Origin of the sequence: Treponema sp. (assembly GCF_024696245.1) — a bacterium.
Lineage (GTDB): Bacteria > Spirochaetota > Spirochaetia > Treponematales > Treponemataceae > Treponema_D.
This window is the reverse complement of sequence record NZ_JAILGZ010000053.1, coordinates 16,918-39,175: the sequence shown is the minus strand read 5'-3', so window position 1 is coordinate 39,175 and position 22,258 is coordinate 16,918. Positions and strand designations below refer to the sequence as shown.

Below are 22,258 nucleotides of genomic sequence, written 5' to 3'. Positions count from 1 at the left end.
GAGGATTCATAGGAAGTACAAAATTTCTGCACCTTGCCCATGTTCTCTTAAAGAGTTCGGAAGATTCAGATGCAGTTTTAGCCTCTTTTGACCAGTCAGTCAGGGAAGAAACAAAATCCTTTAAAATATAATAAAGTTTATCTCCCAGTTTTAAGTCTGAATTTTCTGCTACTGCCTTATCCAGTTCCTTAAGGCTTGATAAATATGCGCTGGCAAATTTTTTGTTTTCAAGCATAAGGTTTGTTGCTGCAGGCTGAAGATAAACGTATAAATCTGTATCAAGGGCAGCCGAAACAACGTCATATGAATAACCACAGTTTATGATTTTAAGTACTTCTTCCGTAAGTCTTGATGGAGAAACAGGAGATAAAAGGGATGATGATTCCCTGATTTTTTTCTTAAGGGATCTTGGAAGGGAACACTTTGTAGTTGCAGAATATTTAACAGCCCTGAGCATTCTTACCGGGTCTTCTACAAATATTCTGTCCATTGGAATAATAGGTTTAACAACTTTAGCCCTTATATCCTTAACTCCATTAACGTAATCAATTATCTGCTGCCTGAATGGATCATAATAAAGGGCGTTAAGGGAAAAATCCCTTCTCATTACATCTTCATCCATTGTTCCAAAAGCATTACCAACGGAACCTGCAACTGTAGAACGGAAGGTAGATACTTCAAATATTTTCTGTCCAAAAAATACATGAACAAGGCGGAAACGTTTTCCAATAATGCGGGAATTTCTGAATATTCTTTTTATTCTGCTTGGTGTAGCATCTGTTACAATATCAAAATCTTTTGGTGTTTTTCCGATAAGAAGGTCTCTTACAGCACCACCAACTATATAGGCTGAAAATCCGTTATCCTTAAGCCTGCTTATAACAAAGAGTGCATCACTGTCAATTTGCGAGAGCTGAATCTTATGCTCTTCTTTAGTATATATGACGGCCTTTTTTACAGGTCGTCCCTTTTCGTCAGTTCCATATCTAAATAACACAGTGAACTTATATTAGTATTGAAGTCAAATTTAATCAAGAACATAAGGAAAGAGAGGCTTTAGAGCCTGTCTAAAATCCATTCAAGACTGTCCTTTATTATTTCTTCTCCATTCAATTCATTGTAGAGTTCGTGGCGGCAATCTTCCCAGAGACTGATGCTTAAATCAGAAATACCATTCTTATGATAAACCTTAAAAAGACGGCTTACAGTTTTTGAATATGAACCAACAGGGTCTGCTGTTCCGGCAATAAGATAGACCGGAAGTTCCTGAGGAATCATCTTCATTGCCTTTTTTTTGTGAATTGCACGTAAGCCGGTAAACATATCCTTATAAAAAGCTGTGCTGCATTCAAAAGTACACCAGGGATCTTGTAAATACTGGTCAATAATCTGATTATTGCGGGTTAACCATGCTACCTGACTATAGGGATTTTTGATTCTGGAATTATATGAACCAAAGGCAAGTTTTTCTATTAATGGTGAGGGCTTTTTTCTGCCTTTTACGGCTGTAATAAGGGAACCCATAATTTTTGCAAATGCCTCTGTTAAAGGTCTTGGCCCTGCACTGCCGCAGATTATTGCACCAGAAACTTCATTACCGTATTTTTCAATATAACCTTGAGTAATAAAGGAACCAAAACTGTGTCCGATAATAAAAACCTTTTTCTGGGGATATCTCTCTTTTATAAGCTGAACTTCTTCATGGATATCTTCTACAACCCTAAAGAATCCGTCATGATCTGCCAGATAGCCCAGCTGACCATTTCCATTTTTTTCTGCAAGGGCGGCTGTTTCTCCGTGGCCCCTGTGGTCTTCTCCAAATACAGCAAGACCTTTATCACAAAATTCTTTAGCAAGGCCCTGATAGCGGCTTACATGTTCCCTCATTCCATGGCTTAAAATTACACAGGCTTTTACCTGGCCTTCTGGAATCCAGCTGTGAAAAACATTGATGTTATTGTCGCTCATTGTAATCTGTTCAAGGGTGTACTTCATTTTTATCTCCGGACCTGCTCTTTAAAATAACATTATCTTCTGATATATTGGAAAGATAATGACAGAAACTATTATAACCGAAAAAATGGTCTTTGGTGGAGACTGTATCAGTAAAATTGACGGAAAAACAGTTTTTATTCCCTATGCAATTCCTGGTGAAAAATTAAAAGTAGAAATTACCCAGGACTGCGGTGATTTTTACAGGGGTAAAATAGCAGAAATAATTGAAGCTTCACCAGACAGAACAATTCCCTTTTGTAAGTATTATGGAAAATGCGGAGGCTGTAATCTTCAGCATATAAGTCCTTCTGCTCAGGAAAAATACAGGGCACAGATTCTTAAAGACACTTTTTTAAGGGAAGGTATAGATCCAGGGCAGATAGAAGTTATATCAGGAGCAGATAAGGGGTATAGAACCCGATATCAGTTTCATGACGGTGGATTAATGGAAAAATTCAGCAATAATATTGTTCCCATAGACAGCTGTCCATGTGCAGTACCAGAAATCAACCATTATCTTTCTGAAGTGCCATTTGACCAGAGACCTGATGGCCGTGTTCATGTATTTGCCTCTGATAAAATTACCTCTGTTCCGGAAGGTTTTGATAAAATTATTATTGCAGAAGAAACAAGACCTCAGGTTCAAAAAGAAATTGTACGTAAAAGAGACCGTACTCCGACAGGAAGAAAACTTCCTAAGGTAAAAAAGATTCAGAAACGTTTTGCAGGAACTACCATTAATCCTGCTAATTTCTGTACTCTCTCCCTTAATGGAAAATCAATTAATTTTGATGTTCAGGGATTTTTTCAGTCAAATCTTGATGTTCTTGAAAAGACCATTCCTTATGTAACAGGAGGACTTTCCGGTAAAAATGTTCTTGATATGTATGCCGGTGCAGGAACCTTCTCTGTCTTTCTTGCAGATAACTTTGACAAAGTAACTCTGGTTGAACATAACAGGGATGCCCTTGTTTTTGCAGAACAGAATCTTGCAGGAAAAAAACATGAAAGCTTTGGTGTAAGTGGAGAAGTATGGACAAAATATCATGCGGAAAAATGTATTAGCAGTGGAGATAATTTTGACGCCGTTGTAATTGATCCTCCAAGAAGCGGTATGGAAAAATCAGTATGCCAGTGGTTATGTGCTTCAGATATTCCACAGATCAGAAGTATTTCCTGTAATGCTGCAACTCATGCCAGGGATGCAAAATTTCTTATACGTGCAGGATATAAACTTAAGAAACTTTTCCTTCTTGATTTTTATCCCCAGACCTGCCACATAGAAAGTCTAGCCTGGTTTGAAAAATGAAAAAAAGCATCATACTTATTTTACTTACAGCCCTTACTTTTTCTTTAAGTTCACAGACTTATTCTTTCTTTGACCTTAATAAAGAAAATCCAGGCTGGACTATGGTTCCTGGGGGGAATATTATTTGTCCTCCCCAAAAAACAAGCTATGGTTACGCTGCCCTTTGCGAAGGAAAAATGTATGCAGGCTTTACTTCAAGTGGAAAATTACTATGGCAGCGAAGTTTAAGGGATAGAACTTCACCCTTTTTTACTACAGGCTGCGGTGATTTAATCTGGTGCATTACCAAAAGTAAAAGGCTTAATCTTTTAAATCCTGAAGGAATGCTTTTATGGACTAAGGACTGTGGCTTTGAAGTAAAGGAAAATCCATTTACCGGAAGGGACGGCAGGGTTTTTGTAAGAGGTAAATCAGCCCTCGCATCCTATTCATTAAACGGTACTTTACGATGGAAGCTGGACTTAAAGGAACAGAACCTTAACCTTCCCCTCTGTCAGCTTAACGATGGTTCCCTCCTTGTCTTTTTTACTGAACTTCATGAAGGAAAATCTACAGCCTGCAGGATAAGTCCCTTTGGTGAAATAAAAGAAAATATTGTTTTTTCGGGCCAGGCTGTATTCTGCCGCTCCCTCAGTCAGGGGGTAATAATAACTTTTACAGATAAATCAGCAGGTCTTTGCAGCGTAAAAAATGGTCAGTCAGTTTCCAGCTGGGTTTTTAAAAATAATACAGATAACGGGATTCCCCTTATTGCCATAACTGAAGAAAATAATGACGCCTGCTTAATTTATGGAAGCAGGGCTGTTTTTATAAATCCTGACGACGGAAGTAAAAGAAGGGAAATTTCCCTTACAGGAGATAAAAGCATAAATTTAAATTCAATAAAGGCAGCAGAAGTAAAAAAGAATTCCCTTTTTCTTTGTGACAACAGTAATGCCCTTAGTATTAATGAAGATGGAGAGCTTTCATGGAAGGCCAGACTTTCTTCTAAAACCTGCCCTTTTATTTTTTATACAGAAACAGGATATCTTGTTACCTGTACAACTTCCTGGAGTATTCTTGGTTACAGAATGAATATGGGAGTTTCAGGTAAAAATATATCTGCACAAAATAAAAAAACTATCTGTGATTATTCATCTTTTTATCCGGAATGCAATCCTTCCAATACCCTTACCGGCCGTCTTTTGTCTGATTCTCAAATTGAAGAAGCTGAAACTCTTTTTAAGAAAGAAAAAAAGAATAAGGACAGGATTATAAACGAAGCTTTTTATCTTAGTGCCCTTGAAGCTGAATTAAGGCAGATAACTCAGGATTATTCAGTAAGGGAAAATTCCCATCACGAAGCTTCCTATTTTATTCAGAATCTTTCCTATACGCAGAAAATTATTGAATTAGCTTCTTATTCAGGCTTAAATCTGTTCCAAAAAAGATTTGTTCATCTTTTAAGAAAGACAAATGATCCTTCCCTGCTTTTATGCCTTGTTACATATTCAGGGAATCTGGCTTTTGATCAGGATGGAGAACTTCTTGATGCCTTTGATTTTCTCCTTTCCAAAATTAAGAATAATGATTCATCCCTGCTTAAGTCTGTATGTGATTCAACTTTTACCATCTGCCGCTTTATGGGAAAACCCCTTCTTCTTGAGAAAGGCAAGCACATTATTGCCCGAATAATGGGGGGACGTTATGCAGATGAAACTAAGGAATATGCAAGAAAAACCATGGAAAAAATACTGGAATTAAAATTCTAAGTTAGTTTTTTACTTTATTAAATAAGTTATGAGTGTTAAAATTATATACATTCACCTGGAGGAATTATGAAAAAAATTTTGCTGGCTTTTGCAGCTGCCCTTGCCTGTTCTGCTTTTGCACTTGAAGTAAACGAAGAAGAACTTCAAAGTGCAGGAAGTGAAGACGTAATTCGTTTTGAAAACTACACTGGCCCACATTCAGTTGTTGAAAGTGCTTCCACCATCAGTGCCATTGGTACTGGTCTTGGTAAACAGGTTGCTTCAGCAGTAGATTCAAATGCTACATTTGGAAAAAATCAGAAATATACAGTTATTCATGCTGTAGATCCTGATACAAAAGAAAAACTTGATGCAGATATTATTATAATTAACTCCAACGCATCTGTAGACCACATCAAAAACCTTAGAAGAATCATCGCTTCTTATCTTGAAAGTGCTTACGGCTATTCAAGACAGGATGCAGCTACGGTTGCTACTTTTGTTACTGTTTATAATGCTGTTTACAGAGGAAAGCTGGATGTATTCCAGTCTAAATACAAGGAAAACGTTACTAAAAACCTTTCTGCAGAAAAATGCGGTTTAAGTACAAAATACAGTGACTGGCCGGGTAACTCTCAGATTGTTATTCCTCTCTATGATGTTAATGGCGGACTTTCTACAGTTGATACTTCTGTTATCAGTGATAAGTCTGTGGTTCAATCCATGCAGGAAGAAGATAACCGTGGTGTTGATGAACGCAAAAACATGGTTGATATAAAGGAAAGGGAAGCTGAAGCTGCAGAAGAAAAAGCTCAGGTTTCTTCTAAAAAAGCTCAGGAAGAAGAGAAAAAACTGGCAGAGCAGAAAGAAAAAGAAAAGAAAGCTCAGGATAAAGCTGATCAGAAGCAGAAAGTAGCTGATGAAAAGAAAGCTCAGGCTCAATCTGATCCATCTGATTCCCAGGCACAGAAAGAAGCCGAAGAAGCTCAGAAAGAAGCTGATCAGGCACAGGCAGAAGCTGATGAAGAAGCCCAGAATACCCAGGAACAGCAGGAAGCTGCAGATGAAGCCAGGGAAGAAGCTGAGGCAGATCAGGCTTTTGCAGATAAAAAAGCAGATGAAGCCCAGGAAGAAAGACAGGAAATTGCTCAGGACCAGCAGGAACTTATTCAGGAAGCAATTAAAGAAGCAGCAAATCCAAATATTGTTGTAGGTCTTAAAATTACTGATGAAGGCCAGCAGTTAAGTAAAATGGTCAGGGTTGACGGAAATGACGGCTCAACCTTAAAGGAATCACCTGTAACTGTAATCCGAGGAAGAACAATTCTTCCTGTAGAAGGAGCAGTTATAGAAGATGCTCCGGAAGGACTGGACCTTTCCCTTGTTTATGCTGCTATTTGTGGTGAAAATACAAAGAACGGTGCCGTAAAACTTTGCCTTCTTGATGCATTTAAAATGGAAATTCAGAAAGAAAGCAACGAAACAGTAAGTCCGGATTCTGTTCTTGTAAACAATGGAAGTGATTACTACTGTATCATTGATGACAGCGGTAAATACTATCTTGGTAAATTTGATAAAAACCTTAAGCTTCTTCTTAAGAGTCAGATAGAAGTTAACCCTGCAACTCCTGTTACAGTAACTTCCCAGGGTATTATCGTAACCAATGCAAAAGGAAACATTTCACTTCTTAAACTTGCTGATCTTTCAGAAGTAAATACATCTTCTTCAAAAGATTCAACAGGTTATCAGAAATAACATAAACAGAAATTGATTAACCGGCCCTGTTTACTTTTACATGGTAAACAGGGTTTTTTATTATTAATCCCTTTCTTTAGATTTGTTTACAAATTTTGTATAACTTGAAATAAAAAGCACTTCTACGTCACCAATAGGACCGTTACGCTGCTTTGCTATTACAAGTTTTCTATCAAGAACACCTTCGTTTTCTCCACTTTCTCCAGATTCACTGCCTGCACCGGCTGTCTTTTTTCTGTCTCCGTGAATAAACATAACCATATCAGCATCCTGTTCAATGGAACCGGAACCCCTTAATTGTGCAAGAGTTGGTTCATTACCTTCTGCATCACGGGCAACCTGACACAAAACTACAAGAGGAATATCAAGTTCACGGGCAAGGCTTTTTAATGATTTGGAAATAAGGGACTGCTGTTCATATACAGGTGTTCCTTCCTGCTCACTGGAAATAAGACCAATATAGTCAATAAAAATGATTTCTACCTTTTGTTTTGCTTTAAGACGACGTGCCATAGCCCTTAAATCAAGAAGTTTCATATTTGGTGTATCAACAATATAAAGAGGAGCATTAAAAGTTAAACCTGCAGCATCCTGAAGTTTCTTAAAATCACTCATTTGAAGAAAACCGCTTCGTAACTTCTGACTTGGAATTCTGGCAACCTGAGAAAGAAGACGCTGACAAATCTGTTCAGCAGACATTTCAAGAGAAAAGAAACCACAGGGTATATTTTTTTCTATAGCTATATGTTCCATTATAGACAGGGCAAGAGCTGTTTTACCCATAGAAGGTCTTGCACCTACAATAGTCATTTCTCCTTTCTGGAAGCCGTTTGTCATAGTATCCAGATCATTAAAGCCTGAAGGTATGCCTGAAAGGGCATTGTGATTTTTATAGCGGGTATCAATCATGTTGATGGTTTTACTGATGACATCCTGCATAAATTTAACCTGGGTTGTCTGATTTGCATCAGTAATATCAAAAATCTTTTTTTCACAGTCTTCAAGAACCGCACGACAGGGCTTTGTTTCATCAAAACTTTCAGCTTTGATTTCCTGAGAGATATTTATAAGATTACGCCTTATGGCCAGGTCATGTACAATATGAGCGTAACTTTCAAGGTTTGCAGAGGTTGGAACTACGTCAAAAAGTGAAGAAACATAGGACATACCGCCGGATTTATCAAGCTCACCAGTTCTTTTAAGTTCTTCAATAATGGTAAGAAGATCTCCCCTTACACCATCAACAGATAATTTTCTTATAGCCTTGTAAATAAGCTGATTCTGCTGGCTGTAAAAATCGGATTCATTTAAAAAAGATACAACGTTTCCCAGGGCATCCCAGTTAATAAGGATGGCACCTAAAACAGCCTGTTCTGCTTCAAGATTATGAGGGGGAATTTTATCTTTAAGTTCCATAACTATTTTCCTCTTACTTAAAAACCATGAATTTTAATATTATATGCTAGAATACCATATAATAAAGCAAAAAAAAACCGCATAAGAATATCTCATGCGGTTCCTTTAAGCATTAACTGAAATTACTCAGCTTTTGCTTCTTCTGCTGCTGGAGCTTCTTCTTTTTTAGCTTCTTTCTTAGAAGGCTTTTTTTCACCTTCAGATTCTTCTGTCTTCTGAGCAAGAATTACAAGATTTACTTCTGCAACTGTTGTTTCATAAAGATGAACCTTGAATGTGTATTTTCCAACCTGTTTGAAAGTAGCACCAGGGATTTCGATCTTTTTTCTTTCAATATCGAATCCGTTAGCATCAAACCAGTTAGCAAGTGTAAGGTTTGTAACAGCACCGTAAAGTTTGCCGTTTGAACCAGCTGGCATTGTAAGTTCAATAGAAAGAGCTTCAAGCTTCTCTTTAAGAGACTTGCTTTCTTCTCTCTTCTGAGCCTTACGAGCTTCGATTTCTTCTTTCTTTGATTCAAAGTAAGCTACTGTTTCATCGTTGTAAGGTACAGCCAATGAACGTGGAAAAAGGAAGTTGCGTGCATAACCAGCTGCAACATTTTTAACATCACCCATTTCACCAAGGTGTTTAACGTCTGTATAAAGAATAACTTTCATTTCAAGCTCCTATTATTTTTGAGGCCAGTGTTACCAGGAGTAAGCCACGGCCTTATTTAGATTTTTTTTATTAGTCAGCAACGTATGGAAGAAGGCAGATTGCACGTGCACGTTTGATTGCTACTGCAAGTTCCTTCTGGTGCTTAGCACATGTACCAGTAATGCGGCGTGGAAGAATCTTACCGCGTTCTGTTGTGTAACGGCGAAGAGCATCGCTGTCTTTGTAATCGATTGTGCCTTTGTTAGCGCAGAAACGGCAAACCTTCTTGTGGAAGAAAGCCTTTCCCTTACCATTGCGTCCACCACGAACTTCGTCCTCACGTCCTGAGTCCTGAAGCTGTTCCTGTGTAACTTCTTCTTTCATTTCTACAGATTCATTTGTTTCGTCTGCCATAGTATTTCTCCTGAAATTTTAAGTGTTAGGGCTGTTTAGAACGGTATATCTTCTGAGAAGCCACCGTTGTCACCGCCGAAAGATTCCGGACCTGCAGAACCATCATAAAAATCGTTCTGTGGCATTGAAGCTGCCTGAGGTCTCTGAGTAAAAGAAGGTCTTGCCTGATAGCCCCCTGAAGACGACATATCTTCACCATCAGAACGTCCGCCAATAAGCTGAACGGAATCAGCAACAATTCTTACCTTGCTGAATTTCTGACCGTCTTTTTCCCATCTGTCCTGTTTAAGGGACCCCTGTACCGCAATCTTTTTACCTTTTGTAAGATAAGGCTTTACAGCTTCAGCCGGTTTTCCAAAGTAAGCTACTTCAAAATAATTTGCTTCACTCACCCACTGATCACCATCTTTTTTACTGCGGTTAATCGCAATTGAAAAATTAACTACAGCATTGCCATTGTTCATAAAAGACATTTCTGCATCTCTTGTTAAGTTTCCAATAAGGATTACACAATTTAAATCTGAAACTCTTGCCATTTTTAACTCCGAAAAGGTGTATTAGTGATTCAGCTTATGCTTTTTTTTCTTCTTTTAATACGAAAAGATATTTAAGAAGGTTCTTGTTGAATTTAAATGCTGCATCAAGTTCAGCAATTTTTGAAGGGTTAGCCTTGATGTTAAGAAGAACGAATCTTCCGCGGTTAAGCTTCTTTACTTCGTAAGTAAGGTCGCGGTCACCGTATGGTTCTTCCTTTTCGATTTCTGCACCGAATTTTGCCAGGTCTGCTTTAAGTGTAGCAATACCATCATTGTACTTTTCATCCTCTACAGGATAAATTGTCATAAGTTCATACTTTCTCATCGTATGTTTCTCCTTATGGTCTAAAATGGGAACGGCATACGCTGTTCCAAGGGGAGCTTTAAGATATCAGAATAAGAACATTAAGTCAACGACAGCTATAATAAGTAATCAGTTGTTTTTTACAATGAACTATTTTATAATAAAAAATGATTATGAAAAAAATTATTACTATATTATTGATGCTCTCATTTACCTTTTCCTCAGTTATTTCTGAAGAGGCAGCTGTTGATTATGTAAAGCTTGCAGCTGAAGGAAGCGCAAAAGAAATTAAAGACGCCGTTAAAAGTGATGACAGACTTTATACCAGACTTTTTGGTTCCAACAGGGAAAATTTCCTTATGCTTGTACTTCACAATAACAGGCCCTATGACATTATAAAGACTGCTTCACTCTGCGGTATAGACGTAACAACCATGTCCAAGGACGGCAGAACTTCCGTAATGTATGCCTGCCGTTACGTAACTGACCCTAAAGCCGTAAAATATATAATTAAATTTGGAACAGTTTTTGGTATTGGTATTGATGACCGCCTTACAAAAAAAGATGATTCAGGAAAAAGCTGCTTTGATCATGTAAAGGAAAATCCTAATTACGAAGAAGTTTATCCTGTCCTTACATCTTTTACTGATGATCCTGAAGTTGTAGTTCAAAAAAAACTAGAAAAAGAAGAAGCTAAAAAAGCAAAGGCTGCAAAAAAAGCAGCGGAAGAAGCTGAAAAAGAAGAAATTAAAGAAGAAGTTCCTGAAGTTCAGCAGGAAGAAGAGAGTCTGGCAGAAGAAATTCCTCCTCAGGAAAATCCGGTAGAAAGTGTTGAAGAAAGTCCTGCAGAAAATACTCCTGTAGAAAATAATGAAGATGATGTAAAAAGAATCAGTTCCGGTGATGCAGATAAAATTACCTACACTGTAACACCAGTAATTGTTTCCGGTGATAACCAGGAAAGTCAGGTTGAAGAAGATATTCCTGAAAAAGAAGAAGTACCAAATGTTAATCCTGATGTTATTATTCCGGAAATTCCTACGGAAAAAGAAGAAAAACCAGCTCCAAAAAAAACTGAAAGCTATAAATCTTATTCAAATACCTACCTTTATGACTTTGCTTTAAATACAGAAGAACAGATTCAGGAAGAAGAAAAGAAAATATTTACCATAGAAAATCCTGATGCTGCAGATAAAAACGGAGTTACACTTCTGATGAAGGCTGCAAAAGCCGGAAATGACTGGGACGTTGAAAACCTCCTTAAAAGCGGTGCAGATCCTAACTTAAGGGATAAGGACGGATGGTCTGCCTTAATGTATGCCTGCCGTTATCAGAACAGCCTTTCAATTATAAACCGTCTCATTGATAAGGGTGCTCATATAAGGGTAAGAAACAAATACAACGCAACTCCCCTTCTTATGGCTGCAGATTATTCCCAGAATCCTCAGATAATTAAGGTTCTTCTTAAAGACCGTACAATAACAGAAGATGAAGTTTACAGAGCCTTTATAATGACCGTTACCAGCAGTCAGGGAGAATCTCATGTAAGGGAAGCCAAAATGCAGGTTTTCCTTGATCTGGATATTCCCCTTAACAGACTCTGGAAGGGAAAAACACCACTTATGTATGCAGCTCAGTATGGCTCTTCAACACATGTAATAAAAATCCTTATGGACAACGGTGCAAAACCAGGAATTCAGGATCATGAAGGAAAGACAGCTTTTGATTATGCAAAACTTAATTCCAACCTTAAGCATGACGATGTTTACTGGGCACTTAACAGTTCTGCACGCTAGGATAAAAAGATGAGAATAACAGGTGGTAAATTAAAGGGAAGACAAACCCGTACTCCTAACGGAAAAATGGCCATAAGACCGGCTATGGACCGAATGAGGGAGTCTATCTTTGATATAATTGGTCCATATCTTGAAGGAAAATCCTTTCTTGATTTATTTTCAGGCTCAGGAACAATTGCTATCGAAGCAGCTTCTCATGGAGCAAGTCAGGTAACCCTGTGTGAAATGGACAAATCAAAGGCTAAGACAGTTTTTGAAAATGTTGCCATGACGGAAGAATTTGGAGTAAGGATTAAATGTCATTTTATGGCAGTTGAACTCTTCTTAAAAAGATGCAAGGAATCCTTTGACTATATTTTTCTTGACCCGCCCTTTCCTTATAAATTCAGGAAGGAATTACTTGAAACTATTGGCAAAAGAAAGCTTCTTAAAGAGAATGGCACCCTGCTGATTCACTTTCCTTCAGAAGATCCTTTACCGGAAGAAACAGAAGGTCTTGTTTTAAAAGATAAAAGAATATATGGCAGATCCATAGTTCATTTTTATACTTTTCAACAAAAACTTGACAAATCAGAATAACAAGTTAAACTTTAATTAAGTATATGGATGAAAATTTAAAAAAGGCTATAGAACAGAAACAAGGTTCCCGTGGTTTTATAAAAACTACAGATTTTCAGACCGCACCTCTTTCTGACCAGCAGAAAGTTGCACTGAACAGAAGAGCTAACGTACTGTTCAACGAAGGCAAATTCGATATGGCCGAACGCATCTATGTTACAACAGGATATTCTGATGGTTTAAGCCGTACAGGTGACAAGTATCTTGAAAAAAAAGATTACATGAACGCCATCAGGATGTATACACTTGCACACAATCAGCGTAAAAGCGCCCCGATTATAGAAAAAATAGCATCCGTTGTTTCAGTAATGTTGAAAGACGAATAACGAGGTAAAAAATGAAAACAGAAAACCAGAACGAATACGACATGACTCAGGGCGAATTTATCGAACAGGGCATGAACGAAGATTCAACAGCAAAAGAAATCAGCGAATTATCAAAAAGAGGATATCAGCTCTTAAAGGAAAACCTTACACAGGAAGCAATTAATGCATTCAGCAAGATTCTTGATATTGAAGCAAATAATAACTATGCCCTTGTAGGTTTAGGAGACTGTGAACGTAAAAGGGGTAATTTTAATCAGGCAATCAGACATTACAGCAAGTGTCTTGCATGCCACCCGGGCAATAATTACGCCCTCTTTGGTCTTGCTGACTGTTACAAGGCATTAAATCAGTTCCACAAGGCAATAGAAATCTGGGAACAGTATCTTATTCACGATGACAGGAATATTACAGTCCTTACCCGTGTTGCAGATGCTTACCGTAAAATCAGGGATTTCCGTAAGTCAAAGGAACTTTACCTGCAGGTTCTGGATATGGAACAGAACAATGCCTACGCTTTAATTGGTCTTGGTCATCTTCACTACGACTTTAAGGAGTACAAGGATGCCCTTTACTATTGGACCCGTATGCTTGATGCTCCTCCATCTCATGTTGACATCAGGGTTCTTACTTCCATAGGTAACTGCCATAGAAAGCTTAAGACCTTTGAACAGGGACTTCCTTATTTTGAACGTGCCCTTGAAATGGATCCTAATAACTTCTATGCCCTCTTTGGTATTGCAGACTGCTACCGTGGAATGAACCAGCAGTTCAGGTCTATTGATTACTGGAACCGTATTCTTGAAATCGATCCTAAAAATAAAGTTATCCTTACAAGAACAGGAGATGCTTACCGTAATCTTGGTGATTACTCTACAGCTGCAGAATATTACAACAGGGCCATGAACATAGACTTTGATATCTATGCTGCAATGGGTCTTGCCCTTATCTGTAAAGGTGAAGGTAAATACGAAGAAGCTGCAAAAAGATTCTCCAGCCTTATCAGGGACGACGAAAAGAATTACAGGCTTTATCTTGATCTTGCAGACTGCTATCTTAAAATGAACCGTAAGGCAGATGCCATAAGCACTCTTGAATCATTCCAGAGATTTGGAATCAAAAATCAGAATGTTAATGAACTGCTTGCAAAAATCAAGGGAGAATGATTTAATCCTGAACAATTATGTCAGATAAAATTATTCTTACAGGTCTTTTTCCTCAGGAGATAGCAGAAAAACTGTCTCTTAAACAGGCCTTCAGGGCAAAACAAATATATCAGTGGATTTATAAAGGTGCCGGAACTTTTGATCAGATGAAAAATCTTGATAAAGATACCAGGGCACTTCTTGAAGAAAAAGCTGTCATCTACTCTTCTTCAATATCCCAGACCTTACATGATCCTGACGGTACAATAAAGCTTCAGATTACCCTTGAGGACGGAAGGGCTATAGAAACCGTTCTTCTTACAGACAAGGAAGGAAGAAAAACTGCCTGTGTAAGCTGTCAGGCCGGCTGTGGAATGAAATGCGCCTTTTGTCAGACAGGTCAGCTGGGTCTTGCCAGAAACCTTACGGCAGGAGAAATTGTAGAAGAGTTTATGTATATGGAAAAAGAAGCCGGTACCCTGGACAACATTGTCTTTATGGGTATGGGTGAACCTATGCAGAACCTTGAAGCAATCAGAAAGGCTGTAGCTGTACTTACAGATAAAAACGGACGGGCTTTAAGTTCAAGAAGGATTACTTTAAGTACCAGCGGAATAATCAGCGGCATCTATGACCTGGCAGATAAAGGTCCTAAAATGAGGCTGGCAATTTCACTTACAACTGCAGATCCGGACTTAAGGACACAACTTATGCCTGTAACTAAGGGCAATCCCCTGCCGGAATTAAAAAAGGCCATAGCCTATTATGCAGAAAAAACCGGTCAGAGAGTAACTTTAGAAGCAGCCCTCCTTTCTGGAAAAAACACCAGCCAGGAAAGTGCCATGCGCATGGTTGAATTTGCCAGAGGTATTGACGTTTACGTTAACCTTATTCCATGGAATCCTGTACCGGGACTGGATTTTAAAACTCCTGACTACAGGGAATGTGAAAATTTTGTTGCTATACTTGAAAAGCACCATATAAATGTAAACCTTAGAAAAAGAAGGGGAACAAAAATTGGAGGAGCCTGCGGTCAGCTGGGGCGTACTACCCTGGAAAAGACTAAGTCAGAGGTTTAAAATCTCCAATTTCTCAAGTATTGCTAATTTAAATTGTTCAACATATAATTGTAAAGATAACATTACTAGTGAGGTGAACCATGCAGAAAAAAATTTATGTCACAGGAATGGATGACGATGGAACAGCAGCAAAAGTTGATGCCGCAGTAAAAGGCGTTGCAGGCGTTACAGCTTGTGTTTCAACTGTTGCAAAATGTCAGGTTTGCGTTGATTTTGATGGAGCTTCTGAAGATGCCATTAATGCCGCAATTGAATCTGCTGGTGTTACAGTATTAGGCTGATTACCTTACTAAATTATAGCATTAAATGAAAATTACTATATTAGATGGACATGCTCTGAATCCCGGAGACTTAAGCTATAAGTCTTTTGAACGATTTGGGGCTGTTTTTGTTTACCCCCGTACAGAAGAAAAAGACGTTATTACAAGAATTGGTGACAGTGATGTTGTCATCATGAATAAAATTAAAATTACGGAAGATATTCTTAAAGCCTGCCCTTCTTTAAAATATATTGGCATTCAGGCTACAGGTTATAATGTTGTAGATCTTGATGCCTGCAGAAAACATAATGTTACCGTAACAAATGTTCCTTCATATTCTACTGCCGCAGTAGCCCAGCATGTATTTGCCCTTATTACAGCCTTTACCAACAGGGTTACCGAGCATTCAGAAAGTGTTTTTAAGGGACAATGGACATCTTCTCCGGATTTCTGCTACTGGAATGCACCACTTGCAGAACTTGACGGTAAAAAGCTTGGTATTGCAGGTTATGGAAACATTGGTTCCAGGGTTGCAAAAATTGCCAGGGCCTTTGGTATGGATGTAGTTACAGTAAATAAAAGCCAGAGGGCTCAGGATGATAATGTTAGAGCTGTAGGACTTGAAGGCCTTAAGGGATGTGATTTTATAAGCCTCCACTGCCCTTTAACAAAAGATAACGAAGAAATGTTCAATAAGGATCTGCTTTCTAAAATCGCAGGTCCTGAAACCATACTCATTAATACAGCCAGAGGTGGTCTTGTAAATGAAAAAGACCTTGCTGACATGCTTAATAATGGTCAGCTTAAAGGTTACGGCGCTGACGTAGTAAAGGAAGAACCTATGAGGGCGGATAATCCCCTTCTTAAGGCAAAAAACTGTATACTTACTCCTCACATTGCCTGGGCCCCTCTTGAAACCAGAAAAAGACTTCTTGATATAGTAATCAATAACCTTGATTCATGGATTAAAGGCAGTCCGGTTAATGTTGTTTCCTGAAGTAAGGAAATGATTTAAGTTAGTCACTTGCCACTTTCCATAAAAAAAAATACAATGAATGAGTTATTTTTAATAGAAACATTCGAGGTATATTTATGGGAAAGACAATAGCTCAGAAAATTTTTGAAGCTCATATGGTTGAACAGCCATTCCCTGGAACAAACGTTCTTAAGCTTGACAGGGTATTCTGCCATGAAATTACAACTCCAATCGCAATTAATGATCTTATGGAGCGTAATAAGGACAGGGTTTTTGACCCTACAAAAATCAAGGCTGTAATTGACCATGTTACACCTGCTAAAGATTCAAAATGCGCCCTTCAGGAAAAGATTCTCCGTGAATGGGCTGACCGCAATGATATTAAGGATTTCTTTGATATTGGTGCAAACGGTGTATGTCATGCAATTTTCCCTGAAAAAGGTTTTGTACGTCCTGGATTTACAGTAATCATGGGAGACAGCCATACTTGTACTCACGGTGCATTTGGTGCATTTGCAGCCGGTGTAGGAACTACTGACCTTGAAGTTGGTATTCTTAAGGGTGTTTGTTCATTCCGTGAACCAAAGGCAATTAAGTTTGTTCTTAACGGCCAGCTTAAACCTGGTGTATATGCTAAAGACGTTATTCTTTTCCTTATCGGACAGATTGGTGTAAACGGTGCTACTAACTGCGTTACTGAATTTACAGGTCCTATCGTAGATAAAATGTCTATGGAAGAACGTATGACTATCTGTAACATGGCTGTAGAAGCAGGTGCCACAAGCGGTATCTGTTTCCCTGACATGACTACAGTTGAATACCTCTGGCCATTTATTAAAGACGAATATGCTTCAAAAGAAGATGCCCTTAAAGATTATTCTAAATGGGTAGACGATCCAGATGCTGAATATGAAAAGGTTTATACATTTGACCTTTCTGACCTTGAACCACTTTGTACAGTTGAATATAAGCCTGATCAGATTAAAAAGATTTCCGAAATGAAGGGAACTAAAGTTAACCAGGTTTACATCGGTTCATGTACAAACGGACGTATTTCTGATCTCAGGGTTGCAGCTCAGATTCTTAAGGGACACAAGCTTGCTAAGGGAGTACGTGGTATTGTAAGCCCTGCTACACCACTTATTTACAAAATGGCCCTTGATGAAGGACTTATTTCTATCTTTATGGATGCAGGTTTCTGTGTTACTAACCCAACCTGTGGTGCCTGTCTTGGTATGTCTAACGGTGTTCTTGCAGAAGGAGAAGTTTGTGCTTCTACAACAAACCGCAACTTTAACGGACGCATGGGTAAAGGCGGAATGGTTCACCTTATGAGCCCTGCAAGTGCTGCTGCTACTGCTATTACAGGAACTATTGCAAATTCAGAACTTTACAAAGGCTGAAAATTTTCTGTACCAAATTAGGCAGACATCTGCTATAATCTAAATTATCTGGTTTAAACCGGGTTAGAAATTATTAAGAGGAATAACTATGAAACAGTTTGGTGGACAGGTTCTTTTCTTGGATCGCTCAGATATTAATACTGACGAAATAATTCCTGCTAAGTATCTTACTGAAAACACAAAGCAGGCACTTAAACCTTACTTGCTTGAGGACCTTAAGCTTGACGGATTTAACCCAAAGTCTGATATTGCAGGCAAGAAAGTTATCATTACCAGAGAAAATTTTGGATGCGGTTCTTCACGTGAACATGCTCCATGGGCTCTTGAAGTTAACGGTATTTACACTGTAATTGCCATTAACTTTGCACGTATTTTCAGACAGAATATGTACAACTGTGGTCTTCTGGCCCTTGATATGAGCAAAAAGGACATTGATGATATGTTCCATACTTTTGCTGATAAGGAAACTGAATGCAAAATCGAAGAAAAGGAAGACGGAAACTGGAAGGTAAAGCTTATTGCAGGTTCCCTTTCCAAGAGTTATGTATTTAAGCTGGAAGGATTTGAAAAGGCCCTTATTGAAAATGAAGGCTGGATCGGATACGCAGACAAAAATTACTAAGACAGTGAATAACTGCTAAAACAAAAAAAAACTGCACTTAGCTTTTTTAGGCTTAAGTGCAGTTTTTTTTTGCCTTTATTTTAAGGCCATACCATCCTTAAAGGCATTACCTGCCCTTTCTCCGGTTTTATAATAACCATGACTTACAGGATCAAAAATAAGGGGATTAACCTTGGAAATATCAATTTTTCCATCTGTAAGGGCATCTTCTTCGCAGCTTACGTTAACAATATCTGCTACCATATAGCCTGATGCCTGGTCATAGCTTACCATGCGGCATTCAAGACACATGGCAAGTTCATTTATAACAGGTGCATTTACATTTTCTGCCTTAGAAAGTGTAAAACCTGATTTTTTGATTTTATCACTTTCTGTATTAGCAGAAACAATTCCAACATAATCGCACTGAGCTACATGAGAAGCATCTGCCATACTGACTGTAAATTCTTTATTTGCAAGAATATTTGCTACAGTTTTATGTTCAGGGCTAAGGCAGATACCAATCTGATTTGTATCGTGGATTCCGCCCCATGCAGCATTCATTGCATCGGCTTTACCATCCTGATCATAAGTTGCAATAATCAGGACTGGCATTGGATACATAAATGTCTGTTTACCAAAAGATTTTTTCATTAAGAACTCCTTATTATTTATTATACAGGAATTCCTCCGGAAGTGTTACTTTAAAATCTTTTGCCAACTGTCTGAATCCATCAGGTTCAATAGTCTGAAGCTTATCAGGACGGATAGAAAGTACTTTTACAAGGATTTCTGCTGCCTTTTCTACTGTGTGCATAAGGCCGAAGGTAATGTCAAAGTCTTCTCCTGAACAGAAAAGTCCATGGTGTGCCCAAACTGCTACATCGTATTTTTTCATAAGGCGGCTTGTAGCAACAGCGATTTCCCTACCACCAGGAACCATCCATTCAACAACACCTACACCTGCAGGGAATACTACAGGGCATTCTGTGGCGCTTTCCCAGAGTTCGCGGGTAAATACTTCATCTTTAAGTGGAAGAACAAATGTAAGGGCAATAAGGTTTGTACAGTGAGCATGGTAAATAACACGGTGCTTTCCATTGCTGGCAAGCTTTTTAACTTCGTGATTCATAAGGTGGGTTGGAAGTTCACTTGTAGGTCTTCCACCATTTACAAGACCCCAGACGATTCTGAATTTTTCTCCCTTATCGTCAAGTTCAACAATACAAATGTTTGCAGCAGGATCAAGGGGAACGTTACGCATAAACTTACCGCTTCCTGTTACAAGAAAGTATTCTTTAGCAAGCTGAGGAACTGATGTTCCAATATCCTGCCAGGGTGCATCATATTTAAGGTCATCCTTTACGCTCTGAATTTCTTCGTCCTTAATTCTGTAGGAAAGGTTTCCTCCGTTTCTTTCGTGCCAGCCCTGCTCCCAGCCGTCTGAGCACATTCTTACGAAACCTTTTACGAATTCTGCTTCAATTGCTTTCATATTATTCTCCTTGAGTAGCATTTAGCCAAAGTTTTTTATATTCATCATAGTCACTGAAATCTTCTTTTGGAATTTCATTATATTCTATGCTGATAGCTGATTCCAGATCCCTGCATTTTTTTCCTTCCATAGCCATAACAGCTGTCATGGCAGAACCGAAGGATGTTGCTTCACTTATATCTGTAGTAAAACAGGGGTTATTTTTTAATACAGAAGACAGAAGAAGATTATACATCTTATTTTTTCTGAATCCACCTTCCGTAAAAATCTTAGTATTGTTTTTAAGGCCGGCTCTGTTAAAGGCAACCTGGCTCTGAATTACAAGGGAAATTATAACAGCGGCAATAAAGATTTTTTTATTGCAGATAATTTCCTTAATCTGTGGAGTATTTTCAAGCTCTTCATAAGGATAAAAATTACCCTTGTAAAGAAGGCCCGCCTTTGATTGAGGGAACTGTCCTGATCCCCTTACTATTTCCGGCAGAATAAAAAGGTCTTTTTGGAATAAAAGCTTTTTAATTGTGTCTTTGTCTGTAAGGGGAAAATCACTGTCACCACTTAACTTCTGGTAAAGCTTAACATAGGAATCAAATTCCATTCCCCCAAGGAATATTGAAGTCTTTACTTTCTGATTAAGGGCACTTCTGTTAAAAAATACAACCTTACCTATGTCTTCCTGAGTAAAATCTTCATCAGCTGAAGGATGCATGCTTACGCACCAGGTTCCGGTGGAGTTAAGGATAAAGTCATCATTTTCTTTGGCAAGATATGGTAAAAGGGATGCATTTGAATCGTGTATGCCGGCTGTAACCTGGACATCCTGAGAAAGTCCTGTTTTTTTAGCAAAATCTTCTGTTATTGTACCCTGAAAACTGATTGTATCAGCTATGTTATCGGACAGCAGCTGTCTGATGCCAAGTTTATCAGCTACTGAAGAATAGCTGTCTTTATTCTGATTCCAGAGATAGGTGTGACAGGCAAGAAAAGTCCTTTCTGCACAGAAGTTTCCGGTAAAAAAATAAGTCCAGAACTGGGGATAGCTTATGATTTTTTTTGTAGCAGCAAAACCTTGAGGAAAATACCTTTTTGCAAAGAATATTCCTTTTGCCATGTTAATCATGGAAGATAAAAGTGGTGTCTGACATTCCTTCTGTAAATCCCGGGGACTGCCGCAAAGGGAATAAAATTCTTTTTGAAAATCTTCTCCTGGGTCTTCCGTATAAAAAACACATGGAAGTGTCTGTTTGCCCTGGTCATCTGTACATACAAAAGTTGCACCGTGAGTTGTTACGCTGATGGCTTTTACCGGGTATTTTTTTGCAAAGTCAGAAATACATTTAGTAAACCATTCCTTCATGCCTTCAATATCATGGCAGAGAATAGTTTTATTATCTTTTTCGCAGGAAACCTTTTTGCCTTCAAAATTCTGATAGGCAGATTCAATCTGATTAAGGGACTGGTCATAAATGGAAATCTTTTTATTGGTCATGCCAATATCAATTACGCAGACAGCATACTTCATAATTATTAGTTTAGTCCCGCCATAAAAAAAGACCTTGACGGCAATGGCTTTTATTAGCATAATTCCGTCAAAGAATGAAAGAACTTTTATCCAGGCAGTTCTGGACTGAACCTGCAAGCTGCCATCTTGAATATAGAAAATCCCAGCCTCCTTTTCCAATGCACAATCATGATTTTTTTGAACTTGTAGTTATTTATAGAGGAAAAGGCATTCACACAGACCAGAAAGAAAGCTTTGAACTGTCAGAAGGAGACCTTCTTTGTGTTCATCCGGGCCAGTTTCATTCCTATACGGAAGTAAAGGATCTGGAACTTATGAATATAATGATAAGGCCGGATTTTTTTTATGACTTAAATGAAGAGATAACAAAGATTCCTTCTTATTCTGAACTTTTCACTTTTAATTCCAGAAGTAAAAAGGCCTCTGTAAGCAGAATACATCTTAATAAAATACAGCTGCTGGCAGTTAAAGAAATAATTGCTTCAATTCAAAATGAATTTTCCCAGGACCTGCCTCTTGTACAAATAAAAATTAACTGCCTTTTATTAGAGCTTATCATTTATATATTAAGGGCTAAGGAGAATCCGGACTTTCCTGCAGTTAATAAAAAAAGCAGTGCAAGTATACTTGTTCAATATATGGAAAAAAACTACCAGAGGAATATAAGCATGCAGGACTTAATGGAAATCGGAGCCATGTCAGAAAGTTCTGTATTAAGGGCCTTTAAGCATCTTACAGGCTACTCCCCTTTTGTTTATCAGAACAAGCTCCGTATGCTTTATGCAACAACTGCCCTTGCAGAAAGCAGCACTGACATAACAACAATCGCTTATCAGTGCGGCTTTAATGATTCAAATTATTTTTCCCGCAGCTTTAAAAAATTTGTGGGAATGACACCTTCCGAATACCGTCAGAAATTTTCTTCTGTAAAAGATTAGTAAT

General features: G+C 38.3%; 23 protein-coding genes. 13 read left to right on the top strand and 10 right to left on the bottom strand.

From position 1 onward, the window contains the following. Together pcnB and K6D58_RS03765 are read right to left on the bottom strand one after the other, a co-directional pair. On the bottom strand, window positions 1–997 hold a 997-nt coding region (gene pcnB / locus K6D58_RS03770; RefSeq protein ID WP_296827769.1), incomplete at its 3' end, for a polynucleotide adenylyltransferase PcnB. Between the two features lie 59 nt (window positions 998–1,056). Beyond that, window positions 1,057–1,995 (bottom strand): alpha/beta fold hydrolase, encoded by a 939-nt coding sequence (locus K6D58_RS03765; RefSeq protein ID WP_296827768.1) that lies wholly within the window; start codon window positions 1,993–1,995, stop codon window positions 1,057–1,059. A gap of 58 nt (window positions 1,996–2,053) precedes the next feature. Here K6D58_RS03765 and K6D58_RS03760 point away from each other — a divergent pair, with 58 nt between their 5' ends. The 3 genes from K6D58_RS03760 to K6D58_RS03750 all read left to right on the top strand — a co-directional run bounded on the left by K6D58_RS03760 (window position 2,054) and on the right by K6D58_RS03750 (window position 6,789). Further along, window positions 2,054–3,304 carry a class I SAM-dependent RNA methyltransferase gene (locus tag K6D58_RS03760; protein WP_296827766.1) on the top strand — a complete coding sequence of 417 codons (1,251 nt, stop codon included), beginning with the start codon at window positions 2,054–2,056 and terminating at the stop codon, window positions 3,302–3,304. Continuing rightward, window positions 3,301–5,055, top strand: a complete 1,755-nt coding sequence (locus tag K6D58_RS03755) for an outer membrane protein assembly factor BamB family protein (RefSeq protein ID WP_296827764.1) — start codon at window positions 3,301–3,303, stop codon at window positions 5,053–5,055. The genes K6D58_RS03760 and K6D58_RS03755 overlap by 4 nt, the downstream gene beginning before the upstream one ends. A 66-nt stretch (window positions 5,056–5,121) precedes the next feature. After that, window positions 5,122–6,789, top strand: coding sequence for a P83/100 family protein (locus K6D58_RS03750; RefSeq protein ID WP_296827762.1), 1,668 nt, complete (start codon window positions 5,122–5,124; stop codon window positions 6,787–6,789). A 63-nt stretch (window positions 6,790–6,852) separates the two neighbouring features. Here the strand turns inward: K6D58_RS03750 and dnaB are convergent, their stop codons facing one another. The 5 genes from dnaB to rpsF form a co-directional block, all read right to left on the bottom strand. After that, a complete protein-coding gene (gene dnaB, locus K6D58_RS03745; RefSeq protein WP_296827759.1) occupies window positions 6,853–8,205 on the bottom strand; it encodes a replicative DNA helicase in 1,353 nt (450 codons plus the stop codon). Between the two features lie 122 nt (window positions 8,206–8,327). Continuing rightward, window positions 8,328–8,864, bottom strand: a complete 537-nt coding sequence (gene rplI / locus K6D58_RS03740; protein WP_296827756.1) for a 50S ribosomal protein L9 — start codon at window positions 8,862–8,864, stop codon at window positions 8,328–8,330. A gap of 70 nt (window positions 8,865–8,934) precedes the next feature. Continuing rightward, on the bottom strand, window positions 8,935–9,258 hold the full coding sequence (gene rpsR, locus K6D58_RS03735; protein WP_296827754.1) for a 30S ribosomal protein S18: 324 nt from the start codon (window positions 9,256–9,258) through the stop codon (window positions 8,935–8,937). A gap of 35 nt (window positions 9,259–9,293) precedes the next feature. Beyond that, window positions 9,294–9,794, bottom strand: coding sequence for a single-stranded DNA-binding protein (ssb, locus tag K6D58_RS03730; RefSeq protein WP_296827751.1), 501 nt, complete (start codon window positions 9,792–9,794; stop codon window positions 9,294–9,296). Window positions 9,795–9,828: 34 nt separating this feature from the next. Beyond that, the gene (rpsF, locus tag K6D58_RS03725; RefSeq protein ID WP_296827750.1) at window positions 9,829–10,119 is read right to left on the bottom strand and encodes a 30S ribosomal protein S6; all 291 of its coding nucleotides are present in this window, start codon (window positions 10,117–10,119) and stop codon (window positions 9,829–9,831) included. 152 nt (window positions 10,120–10,271) lie between these two features. On the opposite strand from rpsF, the gene K6D58_RS03720 reads away from it, so the two are divergent. The 9 genes from K6D58_RS03720 (at window position 10,272) to K6D58_RS03680 (ending at window position 18,320) form a co-directional block, all read left to right on the top strand. Then, window positions 10,272–11,894: an ankyrin repeat domain-containing protein gene (locus tag K6D58_RS03720; protein ID WP_296827747.1), complete on the top strand. Its 1,623-nt coding sequence runs from the start codon at window positions 10,272–10,274 to the stop codon at window positions 11,892–11,894. A gap of 9 nt (window positions 11,895–11,903) precedes the next feature. Then, the gene (gene rsmD, locus K6D58_RS03715) at window positions 11,904–12,473 is read left to right on the top strand and encodes a 16S rRNA (guanine(966)-N(2))-methyltransferase RsmD (protein WP_296827745.1); all 570 of its coding nucleotides are present in this window, start codon (window positions 11,904–11,906) and stop codon (window positions 12,471–12,473) included. A 23-nt stretch (window positions 12,474–12,496) separates the two neighbouring features. Further along, window positions 12,497–12,838, top strand: coding sequence for a hypothetical protein (locus K6D58_RS03710; RefSeq protein ID WP_296827742.1), 342 nt, complete (start codon window positions 12,497–12,499; stop codon window positions 12,836–12,838). Between the two features lie 41 nt (window positions 12,839–12,879). Further along, window positions 12,880–14,001 (top strand): tetratricopeptide repeat protein, encoded by a 1,122-nt coding sequence (locus K6D58_RS03705; protein WP_296827772.1) that lies wholly within the window; start codon window positions 12,880–12,882, stop codon window positions 13,999–14,001. Window positions 14,002–14,018: 17 nt separating this feature from the next. Next, window positions 14,019–15,059, top strand: coding sequence for a dual-specificity RNA methyltransferase RlmN (gene rlmN, locus K6D58_RS03700; RefSeq protein ID WP_296827740.1), 1,041 nt, complete (start codon window positions 14,019–14,021; stop codon window positions 15,057–15,059). A gap of 80 nt (window positions 15,060–15,139) precedes the next feature. Further along, window positions 15,140–15,340, top strand: a complete 201-nt coding sequence (locus K6D58_RS03695) for a heavy metal translocating P-type ATPase (RefSeq protein ID WP_296827737.1) — start codon at window positions 15,140–15,142, stop codon at window positions 15,338–15,340. Between the two features lie 25 nt (window positions 15,341–15,365). Continuing rightward, a complete protein-coding gene (locus K6D58_RS03690) occupies window positions 15,366–16,316 on the top strand; it encodes a D-2-hydroxyacid dehydrogenase (RefSeq protein WP_296827734.1) in 951 nt (316 codons plus the stop codon). Between the two features lie 95 nt (window positions 16,317–16,411). Further along, window positions 16,412–17,698, top strand: coding sequence for a 3-isopropylmalate dehydratase large subunit (locus K6D58_RS03685; protein WP_296827732.1), 1,287 nt, complete (start codon window positions 16,412–16,414; stop codon window positions 17,696–17,698). Between the two features lie 88 nt (window positions 17,699–17,786). Further along, a complete protein-coding gene (locus K6D58_RS03680) occupies window positions 17,787–18,320 on the top strand; it encodes a 3-isopropylmalate dehydratase small subunit (RefSeq protein ID WP_296827730.1) in 534 nt (177 codons plus the stop codon). A gap of 75 nt (window positions 18,321–18,395) precedes the next feature. On the opposite strand, the gene K6D58_RS03675 is transcribed toward K6D58_RS03680, so the two are convergent. From K6D58_RS03675 to K6D58_RS03665, 3 genes are read right to left on the bottom strand one after another with little or no spacing between them, the layout of a single operon-like run. Next, window positions 18,396–18,953: a flavin reductase family protein gene (locus K6D58_RS03675; protein ID WP_296827728.1), complete on the bottom strand. Its 558-nt coding sequence runs from the start codon at window positions 18,951–18,953 to the stop codon at window positions 18,396–18,398. 13 nt (window positions 18,954–18,966) lie between these two features. Further along, window positions 18,967–19,794 carry a rhamnulose-1-phosphate aldolase gene (gene rhaD / locus K6D58_RS03670; protein ID WP_296827724.1) on the bottom strand — a complete coding sequence of 276 codons (828 nt, stop codon included), beginning with the start codon at window positions 19,792–19,794 and terminating at the stop codon, window positions 18,967–18,969. A 1-nt stretch (window position 19,795) separates the two neighbouring features. Then, a complete protein-coding gene (locus K6D58_RS03665; protein WP_296827721.1) occupies window positions 19,796–21,316 on the bottom strand; it encodes an FGGY family carbohydrate kinase in 1,521 nt (506 codons plus the stop codon). A 74-nt stretch (window positions 21,317–21,390) separates the two neighbouring features. On the opposite strand from K6D58_RS03665, the gene K6D58_RS03660 reads away from it, so the two are divergent. Then, the gene (locus K6D58_RS03660) at window positions 21,391–22,254 is read left to right on the top strand and encodes a helix-turn-helix domain-containing protein (RefSeq protein WP_296827720.1); all 864 of its coding nucleotides are present in this window, start codon (window positions 21,391–21,393) and stop codon (window positions 22,252–22,254) included. The last annotated feature ends 4 nt before the right edge of the window (window positions 22,255–22,258 follow it).

Excerpts from the sequence above, each read along its gene's own strand:
- rpsR (WP_296827754.1), bottom strand. The coding sequence starts at position 9,258 with ATGGCAGACGAAACAAATGAATCTGTAGAAATGAAAGAAGAAGTTACA.
- K6D58_RS03705 (WP_296827772.1), top strand. The coding sequence starts at position 12,880 with ATGACTCAGGGCGAATTTATCGAACAGGGCATGAACGAAGATTCAACA.
- K6D58_RS03675 (WP_296827728.1), bottom strand. The coding sequence starts at position 18,953 with ATGAAAAAATCTTTTGGTAAACAGACATTTATGTATCCAATGCCAGTC.
- K6D58_RS03750 (WP_296827762.1), top strand. The coding sequence starts at position 5,122 with ATGAAAAAAATTTTGCTGGCTTTTGCAGCTGCCCTTGCCTGTTCTGCT.
- ssb (WP_296827751.1), bottom strand. The coding sequence starts at position 9,794 with ATGGCAAGAGTTTCAGATTTAAATTGTGTAATCCTTATTGGAAACTTA.
- K6D58_RS03710 (WP_296827742.1), top strand. The coding sequence starts at position 12,497 with ATGGATGAAAATTTAAAAAAGGCTATAGAACAGAAACAAGGTTCCCGT.
- rsmD (WP_296827745.1), top strand. The coding sequence starts at position 11,904 with ATGAGAATAACAGGTGGTAAATTAAAGGGAAGACAAACCCGTACTCCT.
- K6D58_RS03690 (WP_296827734.1), top strand. The coding sequence starts at position 15,366 with ATGAAAATTACTATATTAGATGGACATGCTCTGAATCCCGGAGACTTA.
- rpsF (WP_296827750.1), bottom strand. The coding sequence starts at position 10,119 with ATGAGAAAGTATGAACTTATGACAATTTATCCTGTAGAGGATGAAAAG.
- K6D58_RS03765 (WP_296827768.1), bottom strand. The coding sequence starts at position 1,995 with ATGAAGTACACCCTTGAACAGATTACAATGAGCGACAATAACATCAAT.
- rhaD (WP_296827724.1), bottom strand. The coding sequence starts at position 19,794 with ATGAAAGCAATTGAAGCAGAATTCGTAAAAGGTTTCGTAAGAATGTGC.
- K6D58_RS03760 (WP_296827766.1), top strand. The coding sequence starts at position 2,054 with ATGACAGAAACTATTATAACCGAAAAAATGGTCTTTGGTGGAGACTGT.
- K6D58_RS03665 (WP_296827721.1), bottom strand. The coding sequence starts at position 21,316 with ATGAAGTATGCTGTCTGCGTAATTGATATTGGCATGACCAATAAAAAG.
- K6D58_RS03755 (WP_296827764.1), top strand. The coding sequence starts at position 3,301 with ATGAAAAAAAGCATCATACTTATTTTACTTACAGCCCTTACTTTTTCT.
- K6D58_RS03720 (WP_296827747.1), top strand. The coding sequence starts at position 10,272 with ATGAAAAAAATTATTACTATATTATTGATGCTCTCATTTACCTTTTCC.
- K6D58_RS03695 (WP_296827737.1), top strand. The coding sequence starts at position 15,140 with ATGCAGAAAAAAATTTATGTCACAGGAATGGATGACGATGGAACAGCA.
- K6D58_RS03685 (WP_296827732.1), top strand. The coding sequence starts at position 16,412 with ATGGGAAAGACAATAGCTCAGAAAATTTTTGAAGCTCATATGGTTGAA.
- K6D58_RS03680 (WP_296827730.1), top strand. The coding sequence starts at position 17,787 with ATGAAACAGTTTGGTGGACAGGTTCTTTTCTTGGATCGCTCAGATATT.
- dnaB (WP_296827759.1), bottom strand. The coding sequence starts at position 8,205 with ATGGAACTTAAAGATAAAATTCCCCCTCATAATCTTGAAGCAGAACAG.
- rlmN (WP_296827740.1), top strand. The coding sequence starts at position 14,019 with ATGTCAGATAAAATTATTCTTACAGGTCTTTTTCCTCAGGAGATAGCA.
- rplI (WP_296827756.1), bottom strand. The coding sequence starts at position 8,864 with ATGAAAGTTATTCTTTATACAGACGTTAAACACCTTGGTGAAATGGGT.
- K6D58_RS03660 (WP_296827720.1), top strand. The coding sequence starts at position 21,391 with ATGAAAGAACTTTTATCCAGGCAGTTCTGGACTGAACCTGCAAGCTGC.